The sequence below is a fragment of the Marivita sp. genome (genome assembly GCF_051251565.1).
GTDB lineage: Bacteria > Pseudomonadota > Alphaproteobacteria > Rhodobacterales > Rhodobacteraceae > Marivita.
This window is the reverse complement of the sequence record NZ_JBPOFB010000002.1, coordinates 118,511-136,828: the sequence shown is the minus strand read 5'-3', so window position 1 is coordinate 136,828 and position 18,318 is coordinate 118,511. Positions and strand designations below refer to the sequence as shown.

Annotated in this window: 17 protein-coding genes; 7 read left to right on the top strand and 10 right to left on the bottom strand. The window is 60.4% G+C overall.

What is annotated here, in order from left to right:
• Nucleotides 1-121 precede the first annotated feature (121 nt).
• The 3 genes from ACSHXH_RS03155 to ACSHXH_RS03145 all read right to left on the bottom strand — a co-directional run bounded on the left by ACSHXH_RS03155 (nt 122) and on the right by ACSHXH_RS03145 (nt 4,262).
• Nucleotides 122-2,470, bottom strand: coding sequence for an aldehyde dehydrogenase family protein (locus tag ACSHXH_RS03155; protein WP_435670309.1), 2,349 nt, complete (start codon nt 2,468-2,470; stop codon nt 122-124).
• Nucleotides 2,471-2,503: 33 nt separating this feature from the next.
• Nucleotides 2,504-3,490, bottom strand: coding sequence for a deoxyribose-phosphate aldolase (gene deoC, locus ACSHXH_RS03150; protein ID WP_435670308.1), 987 nt, complete (start codon nt 3,488-3,490; stop codon nt 2,504-2,506).
• 88 nt (nt 3,491-3,578) lie between these two features.
• Nucleotides 3,579-4,262 (bottom strand): hypothetical protein, encoded by a 684-nt coding sequence (locus tag ACSHXH_RS03145; protein WP_435670307.1) that lies wholly within the window; start codon nt 4,260-4,262, stop codon nt 3,579-3,581.
• 110 nt (nt 4,263-4,372) lie between these two features.
• Between ACSHXH_RS03145 and ACSHXH_RS03140 the strand changes: the two genes are divergently transcribed.
• Both ACSHXH_RS03140 and ACSHXH_RS03135 read left to right on the top strand, forming a co-directional pair.
• On the top strand, nt 4,373-5,104 hold the full coding sequence (locus ACSHXH_RS03140; RefSeq protein WP_435670306.1) for a 4'-phosphopantetheinyl transferase family protein: 732 nt from the start codon (nt 4,373-4,375) through the stop codon (nt 5,102-5,104).
• Nucleotides 5,105-5,132: 28 nt separating this feature from the next.
• The gene (locus tag ACSHXH_RS03135) at nt 5,133-5,450 is read left to right on the top strand and encodes an antibiotic biosynthesis monooxygenase family protein (RefSeq protein ID WP_435670305.1); all 318 of its coding nucleotides are present in this window, start codon (nt 5,133-5,135) and stop codon (nt 5,448-5,450) included.
• Between the two features lie 24 nt (nt 5,451-5,474).
• On the opposite strand, the gene ACSHXH_RS03130 is transcribed toward ACSHXH_RS03135, so the two are convergent.
• The 3 genes from ACSHXH_RS03130 to ACSHXH_RS03120 are packed head-to-tail and all read right to left on the bottom strand — an operon-like array spanning nt 5,475 to nt 7,509.
• Nucleotides 5,475-6,272: a metal ABC transporter permease gene (locus ACSHXH_RS03130; RefSeq protein WP_435670304.1), complete on the bottom strand. Its 798-nt coding sequence runs from the start codon at nt 6,270-6,272 to the stop codon at nt 5,475-5,477.
• Nucleotides 6,272-7,015 carry a metal ABC transporter ATP-binding protein gene (locus ACSHXH_RS03125; protein ID WP_435670303.1) on the bottom strand — a complete coding sequence of 248 codons (744 nt, stop codon included), beginning with the start codon at nt 7,013-7,015 and terminating at the stop codon, nt 6,272-6,274. The genes ACSHXH_RS03130 and ACSHXH_RS03125 overlap by 1 nt, the downstream gene beginning before the upstream one ends.
• Complete coding sequence (locus ACSHXH_RS03120) at nt 7,012-7,509, bottom strand: transcriptional repressor (protein WP_435670302.1); 498 nt, start codon at nt 7,507-7,509, stop codon at nt 7,012-7,014. The genes ACSHXH_RS03125 and ACSHXH_RS03120 overlap by 4 nt, the downstream gene beginning before the upstream one ends.
• 77 nt (nt 7,510-7,586) lie before the next feature.
• On the opposite strand from ACSHXH_RS03120, the gene ACSHXH_RS03115 reads away from it, so the two are divergent.
• The 3 genes from ACSHXH_RS03115 (at nt 7,587) to ACSHXH_RS03105 (ending at nt 12,128) form a co-directional block, all read left to right on the top strand.
• On the top strand, nt 7,587-8,642 hold the full coding sequence (locus ACSHXH_RS03115) for a zinc ABC transporter substrate-binding protein (RefSeq protein ID WP_435670301.1): 1,056 nt from the start codon (nt 7,587-7,589) through the stop codon (nt 8,640-8,642).
• A 111-nt stretch (nt 8,643-8,753) separates the two neighbouring features.
• Nucleotides 8,754-11,738 carry an error-prone DNA polymerase gene (locus tag ACSHXH_RS03110; RefSeq protein WP_435670300.1) on the top strand — a complete coding sequence of 995 codons (2,985 nt, stop codon included), beginning with the start codon at nt 8,754-8,756 and terminating at the stop codon, nt 11,736-11,738.
• Nucleotides 11,739-11,783: 45 nt separating this feature from the next.
• Nucleotides 11,784-12,128, top strand: coding sequence for an antibiotic biosynthesis monooxygenase family protein (locus ACSHXH_RS03105; RefSeq protein WP_435670299.1), 345 nt, complete (start codon nt 11,784-11,786; stop codon nt 12,126-12,128).
• 159 nt (nt 12,129-12,287) lie between these two features.
• Here the strand turns inward: ACSHXH_RS03105 and ACSHXH_RS03100 are convergent, their stop codons facing one another.
• The 3 genes from ACSHXH_RS03100 to smpB form a co-directional block, all read right to left on the bottom strand.
• A complete protein-coding gene (locus tag ACSHXH_RS03100; RefSeq protein ID WP_435670298.1) occupies nt 12,288-13,472 on the bottom strand; it encodes an aromatic amino acid transaminase in 1,185 nt (394 codons plus the stop codon).
• Nucleotides 13,472-14,329 (bottom strand): 3-mercaptopyruvate sulfurtransferase, encoded by an 858-nt coding sequence (gene sseA, locus ACSHXH_RS03095; protein WP_435670297.1) that lies wholly within the window; start codon nt 14,327-14,329, stop codon nt 13,472-13,474. The genes ACSHXH_RS03100 and sseA overlap by 1 nt, the downstream gene beginning before the upstream one ends.
• 170 nt (nt 14,330-14,499) lie before the next feature.
• Complete coding sequence (gene smpB, locus ACSHXH_RS03090) at nt 14,500-14,973, bottom strand: SsrA-binding protein SmpB (RefSeq protein ID WP_435670296.1); 474 nt, start codon at nt 14,971-14,973, stop codon at nt 14,500-14,502.
• A 216-nt stretch (nt 14,974-15,189) separates the two neighbouring features.
• Here smpB and ACSHXH_RS03085 point away from each other — a divergent pair, with 216 nt between their 5' ends.
• Together ACSHXH_RS03085 and ACSHXH_RS03080 are read left to right on the top strand one after the other, a co-directional pair.
• Entirely contained in the window at nt 15,190-16,575 is a 1,386-nt protein-coding gene (locus ACSHXH_RS03085) for a cytochrome ubiquinol oxidase subunit I (RefSeq protein WP_435670295.1), read from the top strand.
• A 4-nt stretch (nt 16,576-16,579) separates the two neighbouring features.
• Nucleotides 16,580-17,590, top strand: coding sequence for a cytochrome d ubiquinol oxidase subunit II (locus ACSHXH_RS03080; RefSeq protein WP_435670294.1), 1,011 nt, complete (start codon nt 16,580-16,582; stop codon nt 17,588-17,590).
• Here ACSHXH_RS03080 and ACSHXH_RS03075 read toward each other — a convergent pair.
• A complete protein-coding gene (locus tag ACSHXH_RS03075) occupies nt 17,577-18,314 on the bottom strand; it encodes a metallophosphoesterase family protein (RefSeq protein ID WP_435670293.1) in 738 nt (245 codons plus the stop codon). The genes ACSHXH_RS03080 and ACSHXH_RS03075 overlap by 14 nt on opposite strands.
• Between the last annotated feature and the right edge of the window lie 4 nt (nt 18,315-18,318).

Genomic DNA, 18,318 nt, shown 5'->3' with positions numbered 1-18,318 from the left:
TCCGTTTGAAAAGACAGGACATCGTCCTCCTAGGTGTAGACGCCGTTCCGCCCCGGCGCTGGGTGAATTGAAATTAGCATTGCCGAAGAGGATTCTCAATGACCCCAGCGAAAATTGGCCGTCACGCGCCATAGGGCACCCACACGGTCTTCACTTCGGTGGCCGCATCAAGGAATACGCGGCCCTCGCCATCGGGGCCCGACCAGTCGCGCACGCGGCCGCTGTTCACCCATGTCCGCTTGAGGTTTCGCGCAGCACCGCGTTCGATTTCGGCAGACAGATCCGAGGACGAAAACGTCCAGACCGCCTCCAAATCCATATGTTGCGCAAATGTCGGGGCCAGCTCTGCGTGACGCCCCGTCAGGATGTTGACCACCCCCCCCGGCACGTCGGACGTGTCGAGCACTTGGTAGAAATCCGTCGCAGCCAGCGGGAAGGGTTCAGACGCGACAAGCACCGCGCGGTTGCCCATCGCAATCGCCGGGCCCATCACCGACACGAGCCCCAAAAGCGGATGATCATCCGGGCAAAACGCCCCGATCACCCCGCAGGGTTCGCGCATGGCCAAGGCCACACCGCGCAGCGGCACCTGTGCCACGCGCCCATCAAATTTGTCGGCCCAGGCGGCATAGGAGAAGAGACGGTTCACCGACACATCCACCTCTTTTGCGCCCGTCTTTGCCCCGGTCATCTGGTTGATCCGGGTGGCGAACTCGTCTTTCCGGGCGGCCAGATTCTCGGCGATGTAGTACAGGATCTGCGCCCGCAGATGCGCCGTTGTCCCGGCCCAGCCCGCCGCGCCGCGCGCCGCCTCAACCGCGTTGCGGACATCCTTGCGGCTGGCCAGCGGCGCTTGACCGATCAGCTTTCCCGCCTTGGTGAACACCTCGTAGGCATAGCCGCTATCGGGCCGCGTCTGCTTACCCCCGATATAGAGCTTGGCCGTCCGGTCCACCGCCTGCGGTTCCATATCCGGGCCGCTGCTGAAACCCGCGATCTGTTTCAAAACCTTGGATGTCCCCACGGGGACAGTATAAGAATCAAGACCTTCCGGCCCACCCTCGCGCCCGAACCCGCTTTCGCGCACGCCGCCAAACGGCGCGGCGGCGTCGAACATATTGGTCCCGTTGATCCAGACAACACCCGCAGCCAGCTTGGGCGCGATGTCCAACGCGACGTTGATGTTCTCGCTCCACAGCGTCGCCGCCAACCCGTAGCGCGTATTGTTCGCAACCTCGACCGCCTCGGACGGCGTGCGAAACGTGGTGCCCACCAGCACAGGTCCAAAGATCTCTTCCTGCATCAGCGGATCAGCTGTGCTTAGCCCGGTGATCAATGTCGGCGGATAGAAACAGCCCGTCTCAGGCATGGCGCAGGACGCCTGATAGGTCTCGCCTGCACTGTTCCCATCAACCAGCCGCCGGATCACTTCTAACTGTTTTTGATCGACAATCGCGCCGACATCTACCGACTTGTCCATCGGCGAACCAACCCGCAGCTTGTCCATCCGCGCGCGCAGCTTGGCATAGAACCGCTCCGCCACACCTTCCTGCACCAAGAGCCGTGACCCCGCGCAGCACACTTGCCCCTGATTGAACCAGATCGCATCGACCAGTCCTTCGACAGCACTGTCAAGATCGGCATCCTCAAACACGATGTAGGGTGACTTGCCGCCCAGCTCTAACGTCAACGCCTTGCCTGTGCCTGCCGTCGCCTCGCGGATACGTCGCCCCACGGCTGTGGATCCGGTAAAGGCCACCTTGTTCACATCCGGGTGCATGACGATCATCTCGCCCACTGCGCCGTCGCCGGTCACGATATTCACCACGCCCTTGGGCACCCCCGCCTGACGGCAGATATCGGCAAACAAAAGCGCGGTGAGCGACGTATATTCCGCAGGCTTCAACACCACAGTGTTGCCCGCCGCCAGAGCGGGCGCCACCTTCCATGCCAACATGAGCAGCGGGAAATTCCACGGGATCACCTGACCGCAGACGCCATGCGCCGCGCGCCCGGCATAGTCTGTGTCGAACAACTGCGCTTGCCCTGCGTGATAATAGAAATGCCGCTGTGCCAAAGGCACGTCGATGTCCCGGCTCTCGCGGATCGGCTTGCCGTTGTCCAAGCTCTCCAACACCGCAAACAACCGCGCATGCTTCTGCAACAACCGCGCGAGCGCGTATAAATACCGCGCCCGTCCCGGACCGCCCAGCTTGGCCCAGCCCTTCTGCGCCGTGCGCGCCGCTGCAACGGCGGCATTCACGTCCGATTGACCGGCCTGAGACAGATGGGCCAGCACCTCGCCCGTCGCCGGATTGCGGCTTTCGAACACATCCCCCGGTGCGGTCATCGCGCCATCGATGAAATGCCCGAACCGATCCCCCTGATCGACCAGCCACGCCAAGGCGTCAGCAGCGGATTCAGGCGCGGTTCCATACTCCATTGTTTCGAATATCTCTTGCACGGTCATGGCTTCTTCTTTTCAAAAATACGCAAACGCGACCTATCCAATCGCATGACGCCAAGACGCCGAATAGGCCCCCGTCACATGATGCTCCAACTGCCGCTCGATGTCTCCCAGCAGGGACGACGCGCCAAAGCGGAATAGGTCATTCTGCAACCAACGGTCACCCAGTTCTTCCTTGATCAGCGAAAGATAGACCAACGCATCCTTGGCCTTGGAAATCCCGCCAGCGGGTTTGTAACCAACGCGGTAGCCTGTCGCCTTGTGATAGTCCCGAATGGCCCGGATCATCACCAATGACACCGGAAGCGTGGCGTTCACGCTTTCCTTGCCGGTCGAGGTTTTGATGAAATCCGCTCCGGCCATCATACAGACCAAAGACGCCCGCGCGACGTTCTGCAACGTGCCCAGCTCACCTGTCGCCAGAATGGCCTTCACATGCGCATCGCCGCACGCTGCGCGAAACGCTTTCATCTCCTCGTAGAGGGCGTGCCAATTGCCGGTCAGCACATGCCGACGCGAAATCACGATGTCGATCTCGGTGGCACCTGCTTTCACGCTTTCCTCGATCTCGGCCACCCGCAGATGGAAGGGCGACAGGCCTGCCGGGAACCCGGTACTGACCGCTGCAACGGGAATGCCCGATCCGGCCAATGCCGCGACCGCAGGCTCTACCATGTCGTGATAGACACAGACCGCGCCCACGGTCAGGCCGGACATCCCCAGCGCCTCAAGCAGATCAGCCCGCACCGGTTGCCGCGCCTTGGCACACAGCCGGTTGACCCGACCCACCGTGTCATCCCCGGCAAGCGTCGTAAGGTCGATGCAGGTGATCGCCCGACACAGCCAAGCCGCCTGGTAGGCTTTCTTGACCGACCGCCGCCCCGGCAAGGTCGCTGCGCGCCGTTCAATCGCCGAGCGGTTGGCGGTCGCCCGCATCACCCAGTCCAGATCCAGCGCGATCCCCGGATTGCGGGGCTCAAGCGTTTGGGGCAAATGCACCCGTTCCGTCTGTGTTGTCTGCATGGGTCAACTCACTCCTTGAGCAGGGATGCTGACACGGCCAAACACCGCGCACAAGCTGCGACGCCGCGTAGGGTGGTCCGTCTCCATCTCAGCGGATCAAATTCGAAAACCATCGTTTGAACCCGTTCTTCTGCGGGCGCAGGATCGGAAGATGAAGGATGCGCGGTTTTGGCTGGTCGGAATACACCAACTCTGACGCCTCGAAGATGCGCTTGTTGAATTGCGGCGGAAACACATAGAACCGCAGGTCCGAGTGCCACAATACCTCGCGGAATGTCGGTTGGTCGATCTTCATGCCCGCCGCATCATAGGCCGCCTGCCAATCGTCAAAAAACGCCTCGGTCTTGGCGTTCTTGCGATAGAGCAGCACCCCGCAATTGATCTCGGGAAAGGTCTCTGGCACTTTGGTCTGCCACATCCGCTTGTGACGGGGTCGATGCCACAGCATGACATGCGCACCGCATAGATCGAACTTTTGCAACAAATCGAACAGCGACGAAAGATCGGCGCGGATCATCGTGTCATTGTCCAGATAAAGTGTCTCGTCATACGGGCTAAGCTTTAGCGCGCCGACCTTGGGCCGCGTCATGTCGGCTGGGATGACGAAGGCGTCGTCAAACCCGGTCGCGTCGTCATCCGCAGCACACCAGATCACACAAGGCAGCCCCGGATTGTGCTTTTTCACCGACGCCGCAGACCGCCGTGCCACGTCCACATGGGCCTTGCCCCACGCGACATAAACGACTCCCCGAGACCGGGACTGATCCGACATTTCATGCCTCCTATTGACGGCTAACGCCTAGCGCCCGGCGGGCTCCAAGTAAATCCACCCGTCGGTTTTTGCTTGACCCAAGACAGGGTTGCGGGGATTTCAGGCAAGCTATGGATCAGACCCCGCTTCTTACCTTGCAGGACCGCGCAAACGGGTTCCTGAACGACATTGCCGCGCAGGACAGCCTGATCCAAGGTGCTGTGCTTGTGACCGGCAGCTATAACAGCGCGGCCTATGGCGATGCTCTGTTTGAGCGGCTGGATATCCCTTTCCCGGCGCAGCTGGGGCGTGCCGTGGACACGCGCAAGGCCGATCTGCTGGCAGGGCGCGCAATGGCGCAGGCGGCGATGGCGTTGTTGCACGTCCCACCGCAACCGGTTCTGTCCGCGCCAAGCCGCGCACCGATTTGGCCCAACGGGCTGTCAGGGTCGATCAGCCATGCACGCGGGCGCTGTGTGTGTCTGCTGTCACAGGACACGACCCACAGCTACGGCGTCGATACCGAGGCCATCGCATCGGGGCGCAGTCTGACCGCGATCCTGAAAGAAACCCTGAACATTCGGGAACGAGCGATGGTGACTCAGGGCCGCTTGCCTGCCGCCGCAAATGCCACCCTCGCCTTTTCTGCCAAAGAGGCACTGTTCAAGGCGCTGTATCCCCGCGTTGGGCAATTTTTCGGATTTGACGCCGCCGAATTGACCCATGCGCCCAACGATGCGCGTCTTGCGCTGACGCTGACCACCGATCTCGCCGACGGCTTGCCGAAAGGCCGCAGCTTTGACATCCATCACCGCCTGACAGACACCCATGTGCTGACATGGCTCTGCGTCCCTGCCGCATGACAGGGCAAACCCATCAAGGAGACTGCCAATGTATCTTGCCATGAACAGGTTTGTCGTACCAACCGAGAACGCTGCCGAATTCGAGGAGATTTGGCTGAACCGCGAAAGCCGCCTTCAGGACATGGACGGGTTTGTGTCGTTCCACATGCTGAAAGGCGCCGAAGACGATGGGCGCGTGCTTTATGCGTCGCACACAGTGTGGGAGACCGAAGACCATTTCCGCGCCTGGACAACAAGTGATGCGTTTCGAGCATCCCATGCGCGCGCCGGGGACACCCGCACGCTTTATGAGGGCACACCGCGTTTCGAAGGCTTTCGCGCGATCCAGAAGATCAACGCGGTCTGACCGAACAGGCCACGCATCAACACGCTATGTGCTGCGCATCCCCTGCCAACGAATAAGGTTGAAACACCCAAAAAGGATCGCCGCCACGCACACGATGGACGGCCCTGCTGGTGTGTCAAAGATATAGGCGGCGCGCAGTCCTGCCACCGCTGACACCGCACCCAGCGCCGCTGCAATCAGCGCCATCGCTTCAGGTGTACGCGACAGGCTTCGGGCGGCCGCGGCGGGAATGATCAGCATTGCTGCGATCAGCAACACGCCCACGACCTTGATTGCCACCGCAACGGTGATTGCCAAAGACACGGTCAGAACCAGTTGTTCACGCCTTGGATCAAGGCCATTGGCGTAGGCCAGATCTTCGTTAAGCGTCGCCATCAAGAGCGCAGACCACCGCCATGCAATTAGCCCAATGACCAGCAACGCGCCGCCCCAGATCACCGCAAGATCGGTGGTCGAGACCGCCAGAATATCGCCGAACAAATAGGCCATCAGGTCGATCCGCACGCCCGACAGGAACGACACCGCGACCAGTCCAAATGCCAGCGCAGAATGGGCCAGAACCCCCAAAAGCGTATCCATCGCATAGCCGCGCCCAGCCAGAACAGTCACGGTGACGGCCATGACCAAAGCTATCGCCAAGGCTCCGGGAAAAATCGACATGTCAAGCGCCAGCGACAACGCGACGCCAAGGATCGCGGCATGTGCCGTCGCGTCGCCGAAATAGGCCATCCTGCGCCAAACGACGAAACACCCCAAAGGGGCCGCAGCAAAAGCCACACCGACGCCGGCAAGCGTGGCGCGCATCATGAAATCATCCAGCATCACTGCGCCGCCTCGTGTCCGTGATCATGATCATGTGTGTGGTCATGATCGTGATCGTGTCGATACAGCGCCAGCGCCCCTCCCGTTCCCGTGCCAAACAAGGCGCGATATTCCGGGGCCGAGGCCACGATCGCCGGTGTGCCTTCGCAACAGACATGGCCATTAAGGCAGATCACCCGGTCCGAGGCGCTCATGACGACGTGCAATTCGTGGCTGATCATCAGCACAGCACAGCCCGTGTCGCGCCGAACCGCTTCGATCTGGCGGTAGAACGCGGCTGAGCCGGGCTGGTCTAAGCCTTGCGTCGCCTCATCCAGCAGCAGCACCTCGGGCCTGTTGATCAACGCTCGGGCCAGAAGCACCCGCTGGAATTGCCCGCCAGACAGGCGCGACATCTGCCGTGTCACAAGGTCGGTCACACCTGCGGTCTGAAGCGCCGCCACGCAATCGTCATGGCTTGCTTGGGTACCAAGCCGCATAAAGCGGTCCACCGTGATCGGCAGCGTCGGGTCAATATGAAGCCGTTGGGGCACATAGCCGATCCGCAGCCCCGGCTTGCGGACAATCTCGCCCTTGGCGGGCTTGTTGGCGCCGATGATGGCGCGCAGCAGACTGGTTTTGCCCGATCCGTTGGGACCGACAATCGTGACAATTTCTCCGGGTTCAATGGTCAGATCGACATGCCGCAACACGACATTGGCCCCGTAGGCCACGCTTAGGTTTCTTACGGCAATCAGGCTCACGCGTCTGCCTTTTCCGAACAGGCCGGGCACACGCCCAGCGCTTCGACGACGGTGCGTTCAATCTGAAACCCAGTGGCGCGGGCCGCAGCGCCCAGCGTGCCTTTTGCAAGGGCGGCATGCGCTTCGGCCACAGAATTGCACAAACGGCAAATCATGAACGCGGGTGAATGGTTTTCGCCGGGATGAACACATGCGACAAAGGCATTGAGCCGCTCGATCTTGTGCACAAACCCGTGCTCGGCCAGAAAATCAAGCGCCCGATAGGCCACAGGGGGCTGTGACCCGAACCCCGCTTCGCGCAGCAGATCAAGAATCGCATATGCGCCCAGCGCCCGGTGTTCCTGCAACAACAGTTCGAGCACCTTGCGTCGCACAGGTGTCAGGCGCAGCCCTTCGGCGGTGCACCGCGCCTCAACTGATGCAAGCGCATCGGCCATGCAGGCCTTGTGATCGTGCTGTTCGAACCCAAGCGGGATCGCGTCATCGGTCATCATGTTTCGCGCCTGTCTTGTCATGTTATTTCATATCGTTTATGCACGCCATAGTGTTACAAAATCACATGGAGTTCCTGATGTCCACCAAGCTTGTCTCTCTGTCCACCATGGCTGCTCTGCTCGGCGGCGCGGCGATGGCCGATGTCCCGCGCGTTGCCGTCGATATCGCCCCGATACATTCGCTGGTCGCACAGGTGATGGACGGGCTGGGCACCCCCGATCTGATCGTACAGCCCGGTGGAACACCCCATGAATACAGCCTGCGCCCATCAGAGGCCGCCGCGCTTCAGGACGCCGACCTTGTGTTCTGGATGGGCGCAGACCTGACCCCCTGGATGGCAGACGCGATTGGCACCTTGGCCAAAGATGCCGAGGTGATATCGCTGTTGGATGCGGACGGAACGATCTTGCTGAACTTCCGCGAAGGCGCGCTGTTCGAAGCACATAGCCATGGTCACGATGGTGCACATGCGGATGAAAAAGATCACGCGCATGATCATGACGACCATGACCATGACCATGACCATGCGCACGAGGCAGAAGACGCAGGCCATGACGATCACAATCATGACGCAGACCATGCAGACCACGATGACCACTCTCATGAAGGCCATGCCCATGGTGCCCATGACCCGCACGCATGGCTGTCGGTCGACAATGCCGCGACATGGCTGAACCTGATTGCGGCAGAACTGTCTGCGGCGGACCCCGATAATGCGGGAACCTATTTCACCAATGCCGCGGCTGCCCGCACCGAAATGGATACGCTTGTGACCGAGGTCAACGCGACCCTTGATCCGGTGCGTGGCGGCAGTTTTGTTGTCTTCCACGACGCCTATCAGTATTTCGAAACCGCCTTTGATTTTCTCGCATCCGGCGCGATTTCCCTGAGCGATGCAACCGACCCAAGCCCCGCCCGCATTGCCGAGATCCAGGGACGTATTCGAGAACAGGGTATTGATTGCGTGCTGGCAGAACCGCAATTCAACCCCGGCCTCATTACGACTGTTCTTGACGGGACCGAAGCCACCACCGGCGTGATCGACCCGCTGGGTGCAGATCTTGAACCGGGTGCCACGCTCTATGGGCAGGTTATCCGCAATCTCGCTGCCACGCTGGCAGAATGTCTGTAATCCCGGCATTGTGAACGCAAAAAGGGGGCCCAAACCATTGCCCCCTCAAACAACCACCCTTCAACATTCGAATCATTTAAAAGGGAACAAAAGAAGAACATAAAGCAGTGTATGTTCGCAGAGCTGTCGATCACCTCCAATTTCACCTTTCTCACCGGGGCGTCCCACCCCGAGGAATACATGGAGCGTGCCGCCACGCTGGGCCTGTCAGCCATCGCCATTGCCGACACCAATTCCGTGGCCGGTATCGTGCGCGCCTGGTCAGAGGCCAAAAACCTGACACGCCAGCTGCGCGAGCGCGCAGGGCTTGAGGCGAAAAATGGCCCCATCGGTCCGCCGGTGCCAGACCATATCACCCACCAACGCGCCCAGATCCTCAGCCATGTACCCCACCTGATCCCGGCCGCAAAGATTGTCACCGACACCGGCTTTACCGCCACGGCGCTGGCCACCAACCGCCAAGGCTGGGCGCAGCTCTGCCGCCTGATCACGACGGGACGCCGCCGCGCGCCCAAAGGGGCGTGCCATCTGACACTGGACGATCTGTTGGGCTGTCAGGACGGCCTGCACTGGCTCCTGCACCCTGCCCAACAAGCGCCCTCATCACAGGGCAGCGCAGGTGATTGGCTGTCACAGGCGCACCGGCTGGCACGCCGCTTTGCCGGGCACAGTCACCTGCTCATCAGTCCCCGCTATGACGGGCAGGACCAAGAGTATTTCACCCAAATCGCACACCTTGCCCAAAGCCTGAACATGCCCACTCTCGCATCGGCCCTGCCGATCATGCACCACGGACGCCGCCGCAAACTGGCGGATGTGGTCACCGCGATCCGTCAGGGGTGTCGTGTGGATGCCTTGGGCACCCGCGCGCAGGCCAATGGCGAACAGCGGCTGCGCTCTGACATGGACATGCGGCATATCCTTGGGCCCCATGCCGATGCCGTGGACCGCGCCACACAACTGGCAGACACCTGCACCTTCGATCTTGGAGACCTGCGCTACGAATACCCCAGCGAAGTCACCGGGGCCGAAACCGCCCCCCAACGCCTGTCGCGCCTCGCCCATGAGGGGCTGAAATGGCGCTACCCGCACGGCGCGTCGGACAAGGTGAAAAAGTTGCTCCAGCACGAGCTCACCCTGATCGGCAAACTGCGCTATGAGCCTTACTTCCTCACCGTGCGCGACATCGTCGCCTTTGCCCGCGAACGCGGCATCCTCTGTCAGGGCCGTGGCTCTGCCGCGAATTCGGTCGTCTGCTACTGCCTCGGCGTGACCTCGGTCTCGCCCGAGATCGGCACGATGGTGTTTGAACGCTTTGTGTCCGAGGCACGGGACGAGCCGCCCGACATTGATGTGGATTTCGAACATGAACGCCGCGAAGAGGTGATCCAGCACATCTATGACCGCTACGGCCGCCACCGCGCAGGTCTTTGTGCCACCGTCATCCACTACCGCGGCAAACGCGCCATCCGCGAGGTGGGGTCTGCGATGGGCCTGAGCCAAGACACCATCGGCGCACTGTCCTCGCAACTCTGGGAGTTCTTCTCGACCAATGGGCTTGAGGAACAGCGCATGCGCGAAATTGGCCTCGATCCCACCGATCACCGCCTCAAACTCACGATGGAGCTGATCTTCGAAATCATCGGTTTCCCGCGTCACCTGTCGCAGCATGTCGGCGGTTTCATCATCACCGAAGGCCGTCTGGACGAACTCGTCCCCATCGAAAACGCCACGATGGAGGACCGCACCGTCATCTGCTGGGACAAGGACGATATCGACGCGCTGGGCATCCTCAAGGTTGATGTGCTCAGCTTGGGGATGCTGTCGTGCATCCGCAAATCCTTTGACCTGCTAAAGCTGCATCACAACCAGACCCACACGCTGGCCACGCTGCCGCCCGAAGACCCGGCCGTCTATGACATGCTTTGCAAGGCTGACAGCATCGGTGTCTTCCAGGTCGAATCCCGCGCGCAGATGAATTTTCTGCCCCGCATGAAGCCGCGCACGTTCTATGATCTGGTGATCGAGGTCGCAATCATCCGTCCCGGCCCCATTCAGGGCGATATGGTCCACCCCTATATCCGCCGCCGCAACGGCGAAGAAGAGGTGAGCTTTCCGTCAGACGAATTGGGCACGGTGCTGGGCAAAACCCTTGGTGTGCCGCTGTTTCAGGAACAGGCGATGCAGATCGCCATTGTCGGTGCAGGCTTCACCCCCGAACAGGCCGACCGCCTGCGCCGGTCATTGGCCACCTTCAAAAAGCACGGCAATGTCAGCGAATTCCGCGCCCTGTTCCTGCGCGGCATGCGCAACAAAGGCTACGACGAAGACTTCGCCAATCGCTGTTTTTCGCAGATTGAAGGTTTCGGCTCCTACGGTTTTCCCGAAAGCCACGCCGCCAGCTTTGCATTGCTGGTCTATGCAAGTGCGTGGATCAAACACCATCACCCCGGCATCTTCGCCTGCGCGCTGCTCAACTCCCAGCCGATGGGCTTTTACGCCCCCGCCCAGATCGTGCGCGACGCCCGCGAACATGGCGTGACCGTCCGCCCCGTCTGCATCAACACAAGCTTCTGGGACAACGTGATGGAACCCGATGAGACAGGTGGTCTTGCCCTGCGGTTGGGCTTTCGTCAGATCAAGGGCCTGTCCGAGGAAGACGCCCAATGGATCGCCGCCGGGCGCGGCAATGGGTACCAAAGCGTTCAGGATCTCTGGCGCCGTGCCGGTCTTGACCCGGCGACGATCACCCGTCTGGCCGAAGCCGATGTGTTCCGCAATATCAGCCTCACCCGCCGCGCCGCCCTGTGGGAGGCCAAGGCGTTGACCACCCGCAAGACCCTGCCGCTGTTCGATGGCGATATCGACGGCGAAGCGATCCATGAACCCGCAGCCCATCTGCCCGCGATGACCGAAGGCGAACAGGTTGTCGAAGATTACGTCGCCCTGCGCCTCACCTTGCGCCACCACCCTGTGGCACTGTTGCGGCACATCCTGACGCCCGGTCCCTCCCATAAGCCGAAAGCCTATGTTTCAACAACCAAACCCTACACACCTCCCATGCCGTTGCCCTTCACCCGCGCAAACCCGGATTGACACCTCCGGCCCCGACAGGGATGAGTCACAGAAAAAGGAACCACAATGATTGCTATCATCTTCGAACTCATGCCCGCCGAAGGCCAAAAAGACGCGTATCTCGACATCGCCGCGACCATGCGACCCATGGTCGAAGAGGTCGAAGGCTTCATCTCGGTCGAGCGGTTCCAAAGCCTGACCAACCCGGACAAACTCTTGTCGATCAGTTTCTTTGAGGACGAAGACGCGGTTCTGCGCTGGCGCAAACTCGCCGCCCACCGCAACGCGCAATCCAAAGGCCGGAACGGCATCTTTTCGGACTATCGGCTGCGCGTTTGCCATGTGCTGCGCGATTACGGCATGTTCGACCGCGATCAAGTGCCCGAAGACAGTGTCAAAGTACACGGCTGACGGCTTTTTCCGAATACACCGACGCACCATCGCCACCTGCCCTTGGTCCAACAGAGGCGTCACATAAACACAGGCCCGAGAACAATGCCGTAGGCGGCGGACGAGACAAACAGAATGGGCGCCAACAGGCGCCCATACACTTAAATCTCTGATGTCAGATCAAATTCCCACGTCGATCATCGCCTTGGCAAGGATCGGCACAGAATCCTTGTTCAGACCGGCGATGTTCAGGCGGGAATCTCCAACCAGATAGATCGCGTGTTCATCGCGCAGGCGGTCCACCTGCTCGGGCGTGGCCCCAAGCCGCGAGAACATGCCACGATGCTGGGCGATAAAACCGAACCGATCGGACCCGGACAGGCGTTGTAACTCGGCCGCCAATTGTTCGCGCAGCGCCAACATGCCAGTGCGCATCTCTTCCAGCTCTTTCGCCCATTCCGCGCGCAGGGTGTCATCGGTCAAAACCATCGTCACCAAGCGTGCGCCGTGATCCGGCGGGAAGGAATAGTTCTGGCGGTTCAGATAGGCCAACGTACCTTGATTGAGCTTGTGCGCCGACGGATCAGCCGCCACCGCCATCAGCAACCCTGTGCGTTCGCGGTAGATCCCAAAGTTCTTGGAACAGCTTGCTGCGATGATGGTTTCCGGCACCGACGAAGCTATCAAACGCGTTGCTGCCGCGTCTTCCTCAAGCCCGTCCCCAAAGCCCTGATAGGCAATATCGACCATCGGGGTTGCACCGGTTTTGAGCAGCAGGTCAACCAGCGCCTTCCATTCGGTGATGTTGAGGTTTGCACCGGTCGGGTTGTGACAGCAACCATGCACCAGCACGATGTCCCCCGGACCGGCTTGCGCCAGATCAGCCATCATGCCGTCAAAATCAAGGCCGCGCGTGTCTTCGTCGAAATAGCGGTAGAGCACCACTTCAAGCCCCATATGCTTGAGGATCGACAGGTGGTTTGGCCATGTCGGATCACTGACAAACACACGGGCTTTGGGATTGGCCATTTTGACCATGTCAAAGCCCTGACGTACCGCACCTGTGCCGCCGGGCGTGGCCACCGCCGCTACGTTTGCACGCGGCACTGCATCGCCCAGAACCATAGCAACCATCGCATCCGCAAAGGCCGGATCGCCGGCAAGCCCGGTATAGGCCTTGGTCGTTTCCGCCTCCCAAAGCTGCTGTTCGGCAGTTTTGATGGCGCGCATGATCGGCGTGTTTCCGGTTGCGTCCTTGTAGACACCGACCCCGAGATCAATCTTGGGATCGCGCGGATCTTCGCGGTAGGTCTGCACCAAAGCCAGGATTTTATCGGCGGGTTGTTCCTTGAGGGTCTCGAACATCAGTCGTCTCCAGTGGCCACGGGAACGGTGGGGAACATCCCCCATTCGGACCAAGAGCCGTCGTAAAGGGAAAAGTCGTCTTTGCCCATGCGGGCCATGGCCAGCGACAGGATCGCTGCCGTCACACCGGACCCGCATGTCGTGATCGCGGGCTTCGCCAAATCCACCCCTGCCGCTTCAAAGATCGCGCGGGTCTCTTCCGGCAATTTCAGCGTCTGATCCGCGTTCAGCAGGCTGGCATAATGCACGTTCTTTGAACCGGGAATATGCCCGCTGCGCATGCCGGGGCGGGGTTCGGGCTCTTGCCCCTGGAACCGGCCCGCAGACCGCGCGTCGATGATTTCATGATCATGCAGTTTAGAGGCCGCCGACACCTGCGTCACGTCCTTGACCAGATGCGCCTGACGCCGCACCGTCATATGCCGGTCGCGGATCATCGGCGGTAGGTCTTCAACGTCGCGGCCTTCGGCGACCCATTTGGGAAACCCACCGTCGAGCACCGCAATGTCGTTCTGGCCCATCAGCTTGAACAGCCACCAGACCCGCGCGGCAGAAAACAGACCCATGCCATCATAGACAACCACCTGATGGCCGTCGCCCACGCCAAGCGCACGCATGCGGGACATGAATTTCTCAATGGGCGGCGCCATGTGCGGCAGATCAGACCGGTTGTCTGACACGTCGTCGATATCAAAAAAGCGCGCTCCGGGTATATGCCCCGCCGTATATTCCGCCTTCGCGTCGCGGCCCGAGTCGGGCATATACCAAGACGCATCCAGAATGCGCAAATCCGGGTCGCGCATGTGTGACGCGAGCCAATCTGTGGAAACAAGCGTTTTTGGGTCGTCCTGTGCCATAAGCGCCCTCTGAACTGGTGTCGCACCTGCATAAGTGGGGCAGGCGCGACTCGCAAGGCCAAGGGCGCTTTGCGCTTACTTGGCCATCATGTTCGTTACGACGCCCACCAGCGCCAAAAAACACCGCCGCCGCCGCATGACATATCGCGGGGACGGAATCGTGACGTGGATCAGCCTGCGTTCTTGAGCAACCGCTGTTTTTGGCGGCCCCAGTCGCGCTTGGCTTCGGTTTCGCGCTTGTCGTGGTTTTTCTTGCCCTTGGCGATGCCCAGCTTCATTTTCACCATGCCTTTATGGTTGAAATACATCACCATCGGCACAAGCGTCATGCCCTTGCGCTGGGTCTCGTTCCACAGACGCGACAATTCTTTGCGTGACACCAACAGCTTGCGCCGCCGCCGTTCATCATGCGGGAACATTGCGCGGTTGTAGGGCGCGATATACGAATTCACGAGCCACAACTCTCCGTCTTCGACTGCGGCGTAGCATTCGGTGATGTTCGCGCTGTTCTCGCGCAGGGATTTCACTTCGGACCCCTGAAGCATGATCCCCACTTCAAGATCGTCCTCGATGGCATAGTCGAACCGCGCACGACGGTTGTCGGCGATCACCTTGTAGTTCGTGTTTTCCTTCGGCTTTGCCATCGCTGCGGCCTCCTTCGTCCGCGAGAGCGCTAGATATAAGACCTTGCCCCGAATTTGAAACCGCTTTCGCACATGCCGCAGCGAACCGGACAATCCGGTGCGTCAGTCTGCCCCTGCGCTCTGGGTGTGCAATGCTGTCGCAGCAACCAGTAAACCTACATTTGACACCTACCTATGTCTCAGACACAAACAGCTTTTGCCAAAGGTCGGCTCTCCATGGACACTCTTATCCTGTCGCGCATCCAGTTCGGAGCGAACATCTCGTTTCACATCCTGTTCCCGACGATCACGATCGCCTTGGGTTGGGTGCTGCTGTTCTTCAAGTTGCGCTTCAGCCGCACGGGCGATCAGAAATGGATCGAAGCCTATCGCTTCTGGGTCAAGGTCTTCGCGCTGAGCTTTGCGATGGGGGTTGTGTCGGGCATCACCATGTCCTTCCAGTTCGGCACCAACTGGCCGGGCTTTATGGAGTCGGTCGGTAACATTGCGGGCCCCTTGTTGGCTTACGAGGTGATGACCGCGTTTTTCCTTGAGGCGGTGTTCCTTGGGATCATGCTGTTTGGCATGTCCAAAGTGCCAAGCTGGTTGCACACGCTGTCGACCTTTCTTGTGGCCTTTGGCACCACCATGTCGGCCTTCTGGATTTTGGTGCTGAATTCATGGATGCACACGCCTGCGGGCTTTGAGATGCGCGACGGCGTCGCCTTTGCCACCGATTGGTTTGCAATCATCTTCAACCCGTCGATGCCTTACCGCCTTGTGCACATGCTGCTGGCGTCGGGCCTGACCGTGGCGTTCCTGCTGGCCGGGCTAAGCGCGTTCCGCTGGTTGATCGGGGATCGGTCGAGCGGCGTGCGCGCAACGCTCAAAACAGGCATGACCCTTGGTGCGGTGTTGATCCCGCTGCAAATCCTTGCTGGGGATTTTCATGGCCTGAACACGCTGGAACACCAGCCCCAAAAGGTCGCCGCGATGGAAGGCAACTGGGAGACCGGGCCAAACGTGCCGCTGGTTCTGTTCGCGATCCCGAACGAGGAAACCCGGTCCAACGATTTCGAGATCAGCATCCCCAATGGCGCGTCGCTCATCCTGAAGCATTCGCTCGATGGCGTGGTGCCCGGACTGAACGACTTTGTCCTCGAAGACGGCACCGTCAAACATCCGCCCGTGGCCCCGGTGTTCTTCAGCTTCCGTATCATGGTGGCCACAGGCATGGCGATGCTGCTGCTCAGCTGGGCGTCCGTGTTCTTTATGGCGCGCAAACGGCGCGGGGTTGAGGGACTGCCCAAACCGCTGCTTTGGGCGATGGTCCCGATGGCATTTTCCGGCTGGGTCGCCACGCTTGCAGGGTGGTACACCACCGAAATCGGCCGTCAGCCTTGGCTGGTCCAGGGTGTGCTGACCACCGAAGCTGCCGTGGCCGATGTACCGGCGCCGTTGGTGGCAACCACGCTGTTTGTCTACCTGTCGATCTATGTGGTGCTTCTGACCGCTTATATCGGTGTGCTTTTCTATCTGGCGCGCAAGGCCGCAATGGGCGAACCGGTCCGGCCACGCGGGCCGGTTTCAGCCGAAGCCCAAGTCACAGTCGCAGCGGAGTAACACCATGTACCTTTTCGGAGACCCTGCCGTTTGGCTTCCGCTGGCCTTCGCCGCGCTTCTGGGCGTGTCCATTCTGATCTACGTTGTGCTTGACGGGTTCGACCTTGGCGTCGGCGTGTTGTTTCCCTTTGCCGAAAAGGACGAAAAAGACCGGATGATCGCATCCATCGGGCCGTTCTGGGATGCCAACGAAACATGGCTGGTGTTGGCCATCGGCATCCTTCTGGTGGCCTTTCCCACTGCGCATGGCACGATCCTGACCGCGCTCTACCTGCCGGTCGCAGTGATGTTGGTCGGGTTGATCCTGCGCGGTGTATCGTTCGAATTCCGCGTGAAGGCCCCGGCGCGTCACAAGGCGTCCTGGGACCGGGCGTTCTATATCGGATCGATGATGACGTCGCTGAGCCAAGGCTACATGCTCGGCATGTATATCATGGGCCTTGAAGTCACCGCCTTTACCCTCGCCTTTTCGGCGGTGACGGCGGTGTTCCTGACCGTCGCCTATTCGTTCATCGGGGCGACATGGCTGATCCTGAAAACCGAAGGCGCGTTGCAGCGCAAAGCCGTGACATGGTCCAAAGGCGGCATCTGGGGCGTTGTCCTTGGCCTTGGCGCGATCTCGGTCGCGTCGCCCCTGGTCAGCCCGCGCATCTTTGACAAATGGTTTTCCATGCCGGAATTTTTCCTGCTGTTGCCATTGCCGTTGATGTCGGGCGCGTTGATCGTCCTGTTGTGGCTGGCGCTGCGGCGCTTGCCGACCAGCGATGACAGCTTTGCATGGTTCCCCTTTGCGGCGACCATCGTTCTGTTTGTGCTTGGATTTTTCGGTATGGCCTATTCGTTCTACCCGTTCATCGTGCCGGACCAGATTACGATCTACGAGGCAGCCAGCGCACCGGAAAGCCTGTTCATCATCCTGATCGGGACAATTTTCGTATTGCCGATGATCCTTGGCTATACCGCGCTGGCCTATACGGTGTTCCGCGGCAAGGCGACGGCGCTTAGCTACGATTAGGGATGCGCTGGCGGCCTTGCGCCGTCAGCCTGAACACCTCACCACTGTCGAACACGGCAACGGTCAGCGGGCGTCCATAGCCCGCGCCGGTGTCAAGGTTGATCCGGTTCGTGTATCGCTCGGGCACGTCGACAGGCGTGTGCCCGTGCACGACAACCGCACCGTGATCGCGCTTGTCGGAATGGAACTCCTGACGAATCCACAGCAGATCGTTTTCGTCCTGCCGGTCCAAGGGAACGCCGGGGCGAATACCGGCATGGGCAAAGAACAAACCGTCTTCGGCATGGGATGTCCTGAGACCACGCAAAAACGCCTGATGCGTCTCGGGCACCGCCTCAATGATCTGACTGGCAAGGTCACTTTGACGGATACGATCCGGCGGATAGACATCATAGGACGCAATGGTTTCCGTGCCGCCAATTGATGGATGAAACCAGTGATAGCCAACCAGAAGATGTGGATCGCTTCGCGGGCCATCCGGGTGAATGAACCACTCGAAGAACCGGTCGTGATTGCCCTTGAGACACACCCAGTCACGGCCGTCGGCCTGCCCTGTGGCCAGCATGTCGATCACACCCCGGCTGTCCGGGCCACGATCCACATAATCACCAAGAAAAACGATGCGGGCATCTGCACCGCCATCCGCCTCGACCAGCGCAAGCGCATCTTCAAGCATGCCAAGCTGGCCGTGAATATCGCCGAAGGCGTAAAGAGCGCGTGTCATCCGC

Coding starts and splice junctions, on each gene's coding strand:
- ACSHXH_RS03155 (WP_435670309.1), bottom strand. CDS start 2,470: ATGACCGTGCAAGAGATATTCGAAACAATGGAGTATGGAACCGCGCCT.
- deoC (WP_435670308.1), bottom strand. CDS start 3,490: ATGCAGACAACACAGACGGAACGGGTGCATTTGCCCCAAACGCTTGAG.
- ACSHXH_RS03145 (WP_435670307.1), bottom strand. CDS start 4,262: ATGTCGGATCAGTCCCGGTCTCGGGGAGTCGTTTATGTCGCGTGGGGC.
- ACSHXH_RS03140 (WP_435670306.1), top strand. CDS start 4,373: ATGGATCAGACCCCGCTTCTTACCTTGCAGGACCGCGCAAACGGGTTC.
- ACSHXH_RS03135 (WP_435670305.1), top strand. CDS start 5,133: ATGTATCTTGCCATGAACAGGTTTGTCGTACCAACCGAGAACGCTGCC.
- ACSHXH_RS03130 (WP_435670304.1), bottom strand. CDS start 6,272: ATGCTGGATGATTTCATGATGCGCGCCACGCTTGCCGGCGTCGGTGTG.
- ACSHXH_RS03120 (WP_435670302.1), bottom strand. CDS start 7,509: ATGATGACCGATGACGCGATCCCGCTTGGGTTCGAACAGCACGATCAC.
- ACSHXH_RS03115 (WP_435670301.1), top strand. CDS start 7,587: ATGTCCACCAAGCTTGTCTCTCTGTCCACCATGGCTGCTCTGCTCGGC.
- ACSHXH_RS03110 (WP_435670300.1), top strand. CDS start 8,754: ATGTTCGCAGAGCTGTCGATCACCTCCAATTTCACCTTTCTCACCGGG.
- ACSHXH_RS03105 (WP_435670299.1), top strand. CDS start 11,784: ATGATTGCTATCATCTTCGAACTCATGCCCGCCGAAGGCCAAAAAGAC.
- ACSHXH_RS03100 (WP_435670298.1), bottom strand. CDS start 13,472: ATGTTCGAGACCCTCAAGGAACAACCCGCCGATAAAATCCTGGCTTTG.
- sseA (WP_435670297.1), bottom strand. CDS start 14,329: ATGGCACAGGACGACCCAAAAACGCTTGTTTCCACAGATTGGCTCGCG.
- smpB (WP_435670296.1), bottom strand. CDS start 14,973: ATGGCAAAGCCGAAGGAAAACACGAACTACAAGGTGATCGCCGACAAC.
- ACSHXH_RS03085 (WP_435670295.1), top strand. CDS start 15,190: ATGGACACTCTTATCCTGTCGCGCATCCAGTTCGGAGCGAACATCTCG.
- ACSHXH_RS03080 (WP_435670294.1), top strand. CDS start 16,580: ATGTACCTTTTCGGAGACCCTGCCGTTTGGCTTCCGCTGGCCTTCGCC.
- ACSHXH_RS03075 (WP_435670293.1), bottom strand. CDS start 18,314: ATGACACGCGCTCTTTACGCCTTCGGCGATATTCACGGCCAGCTTGGC.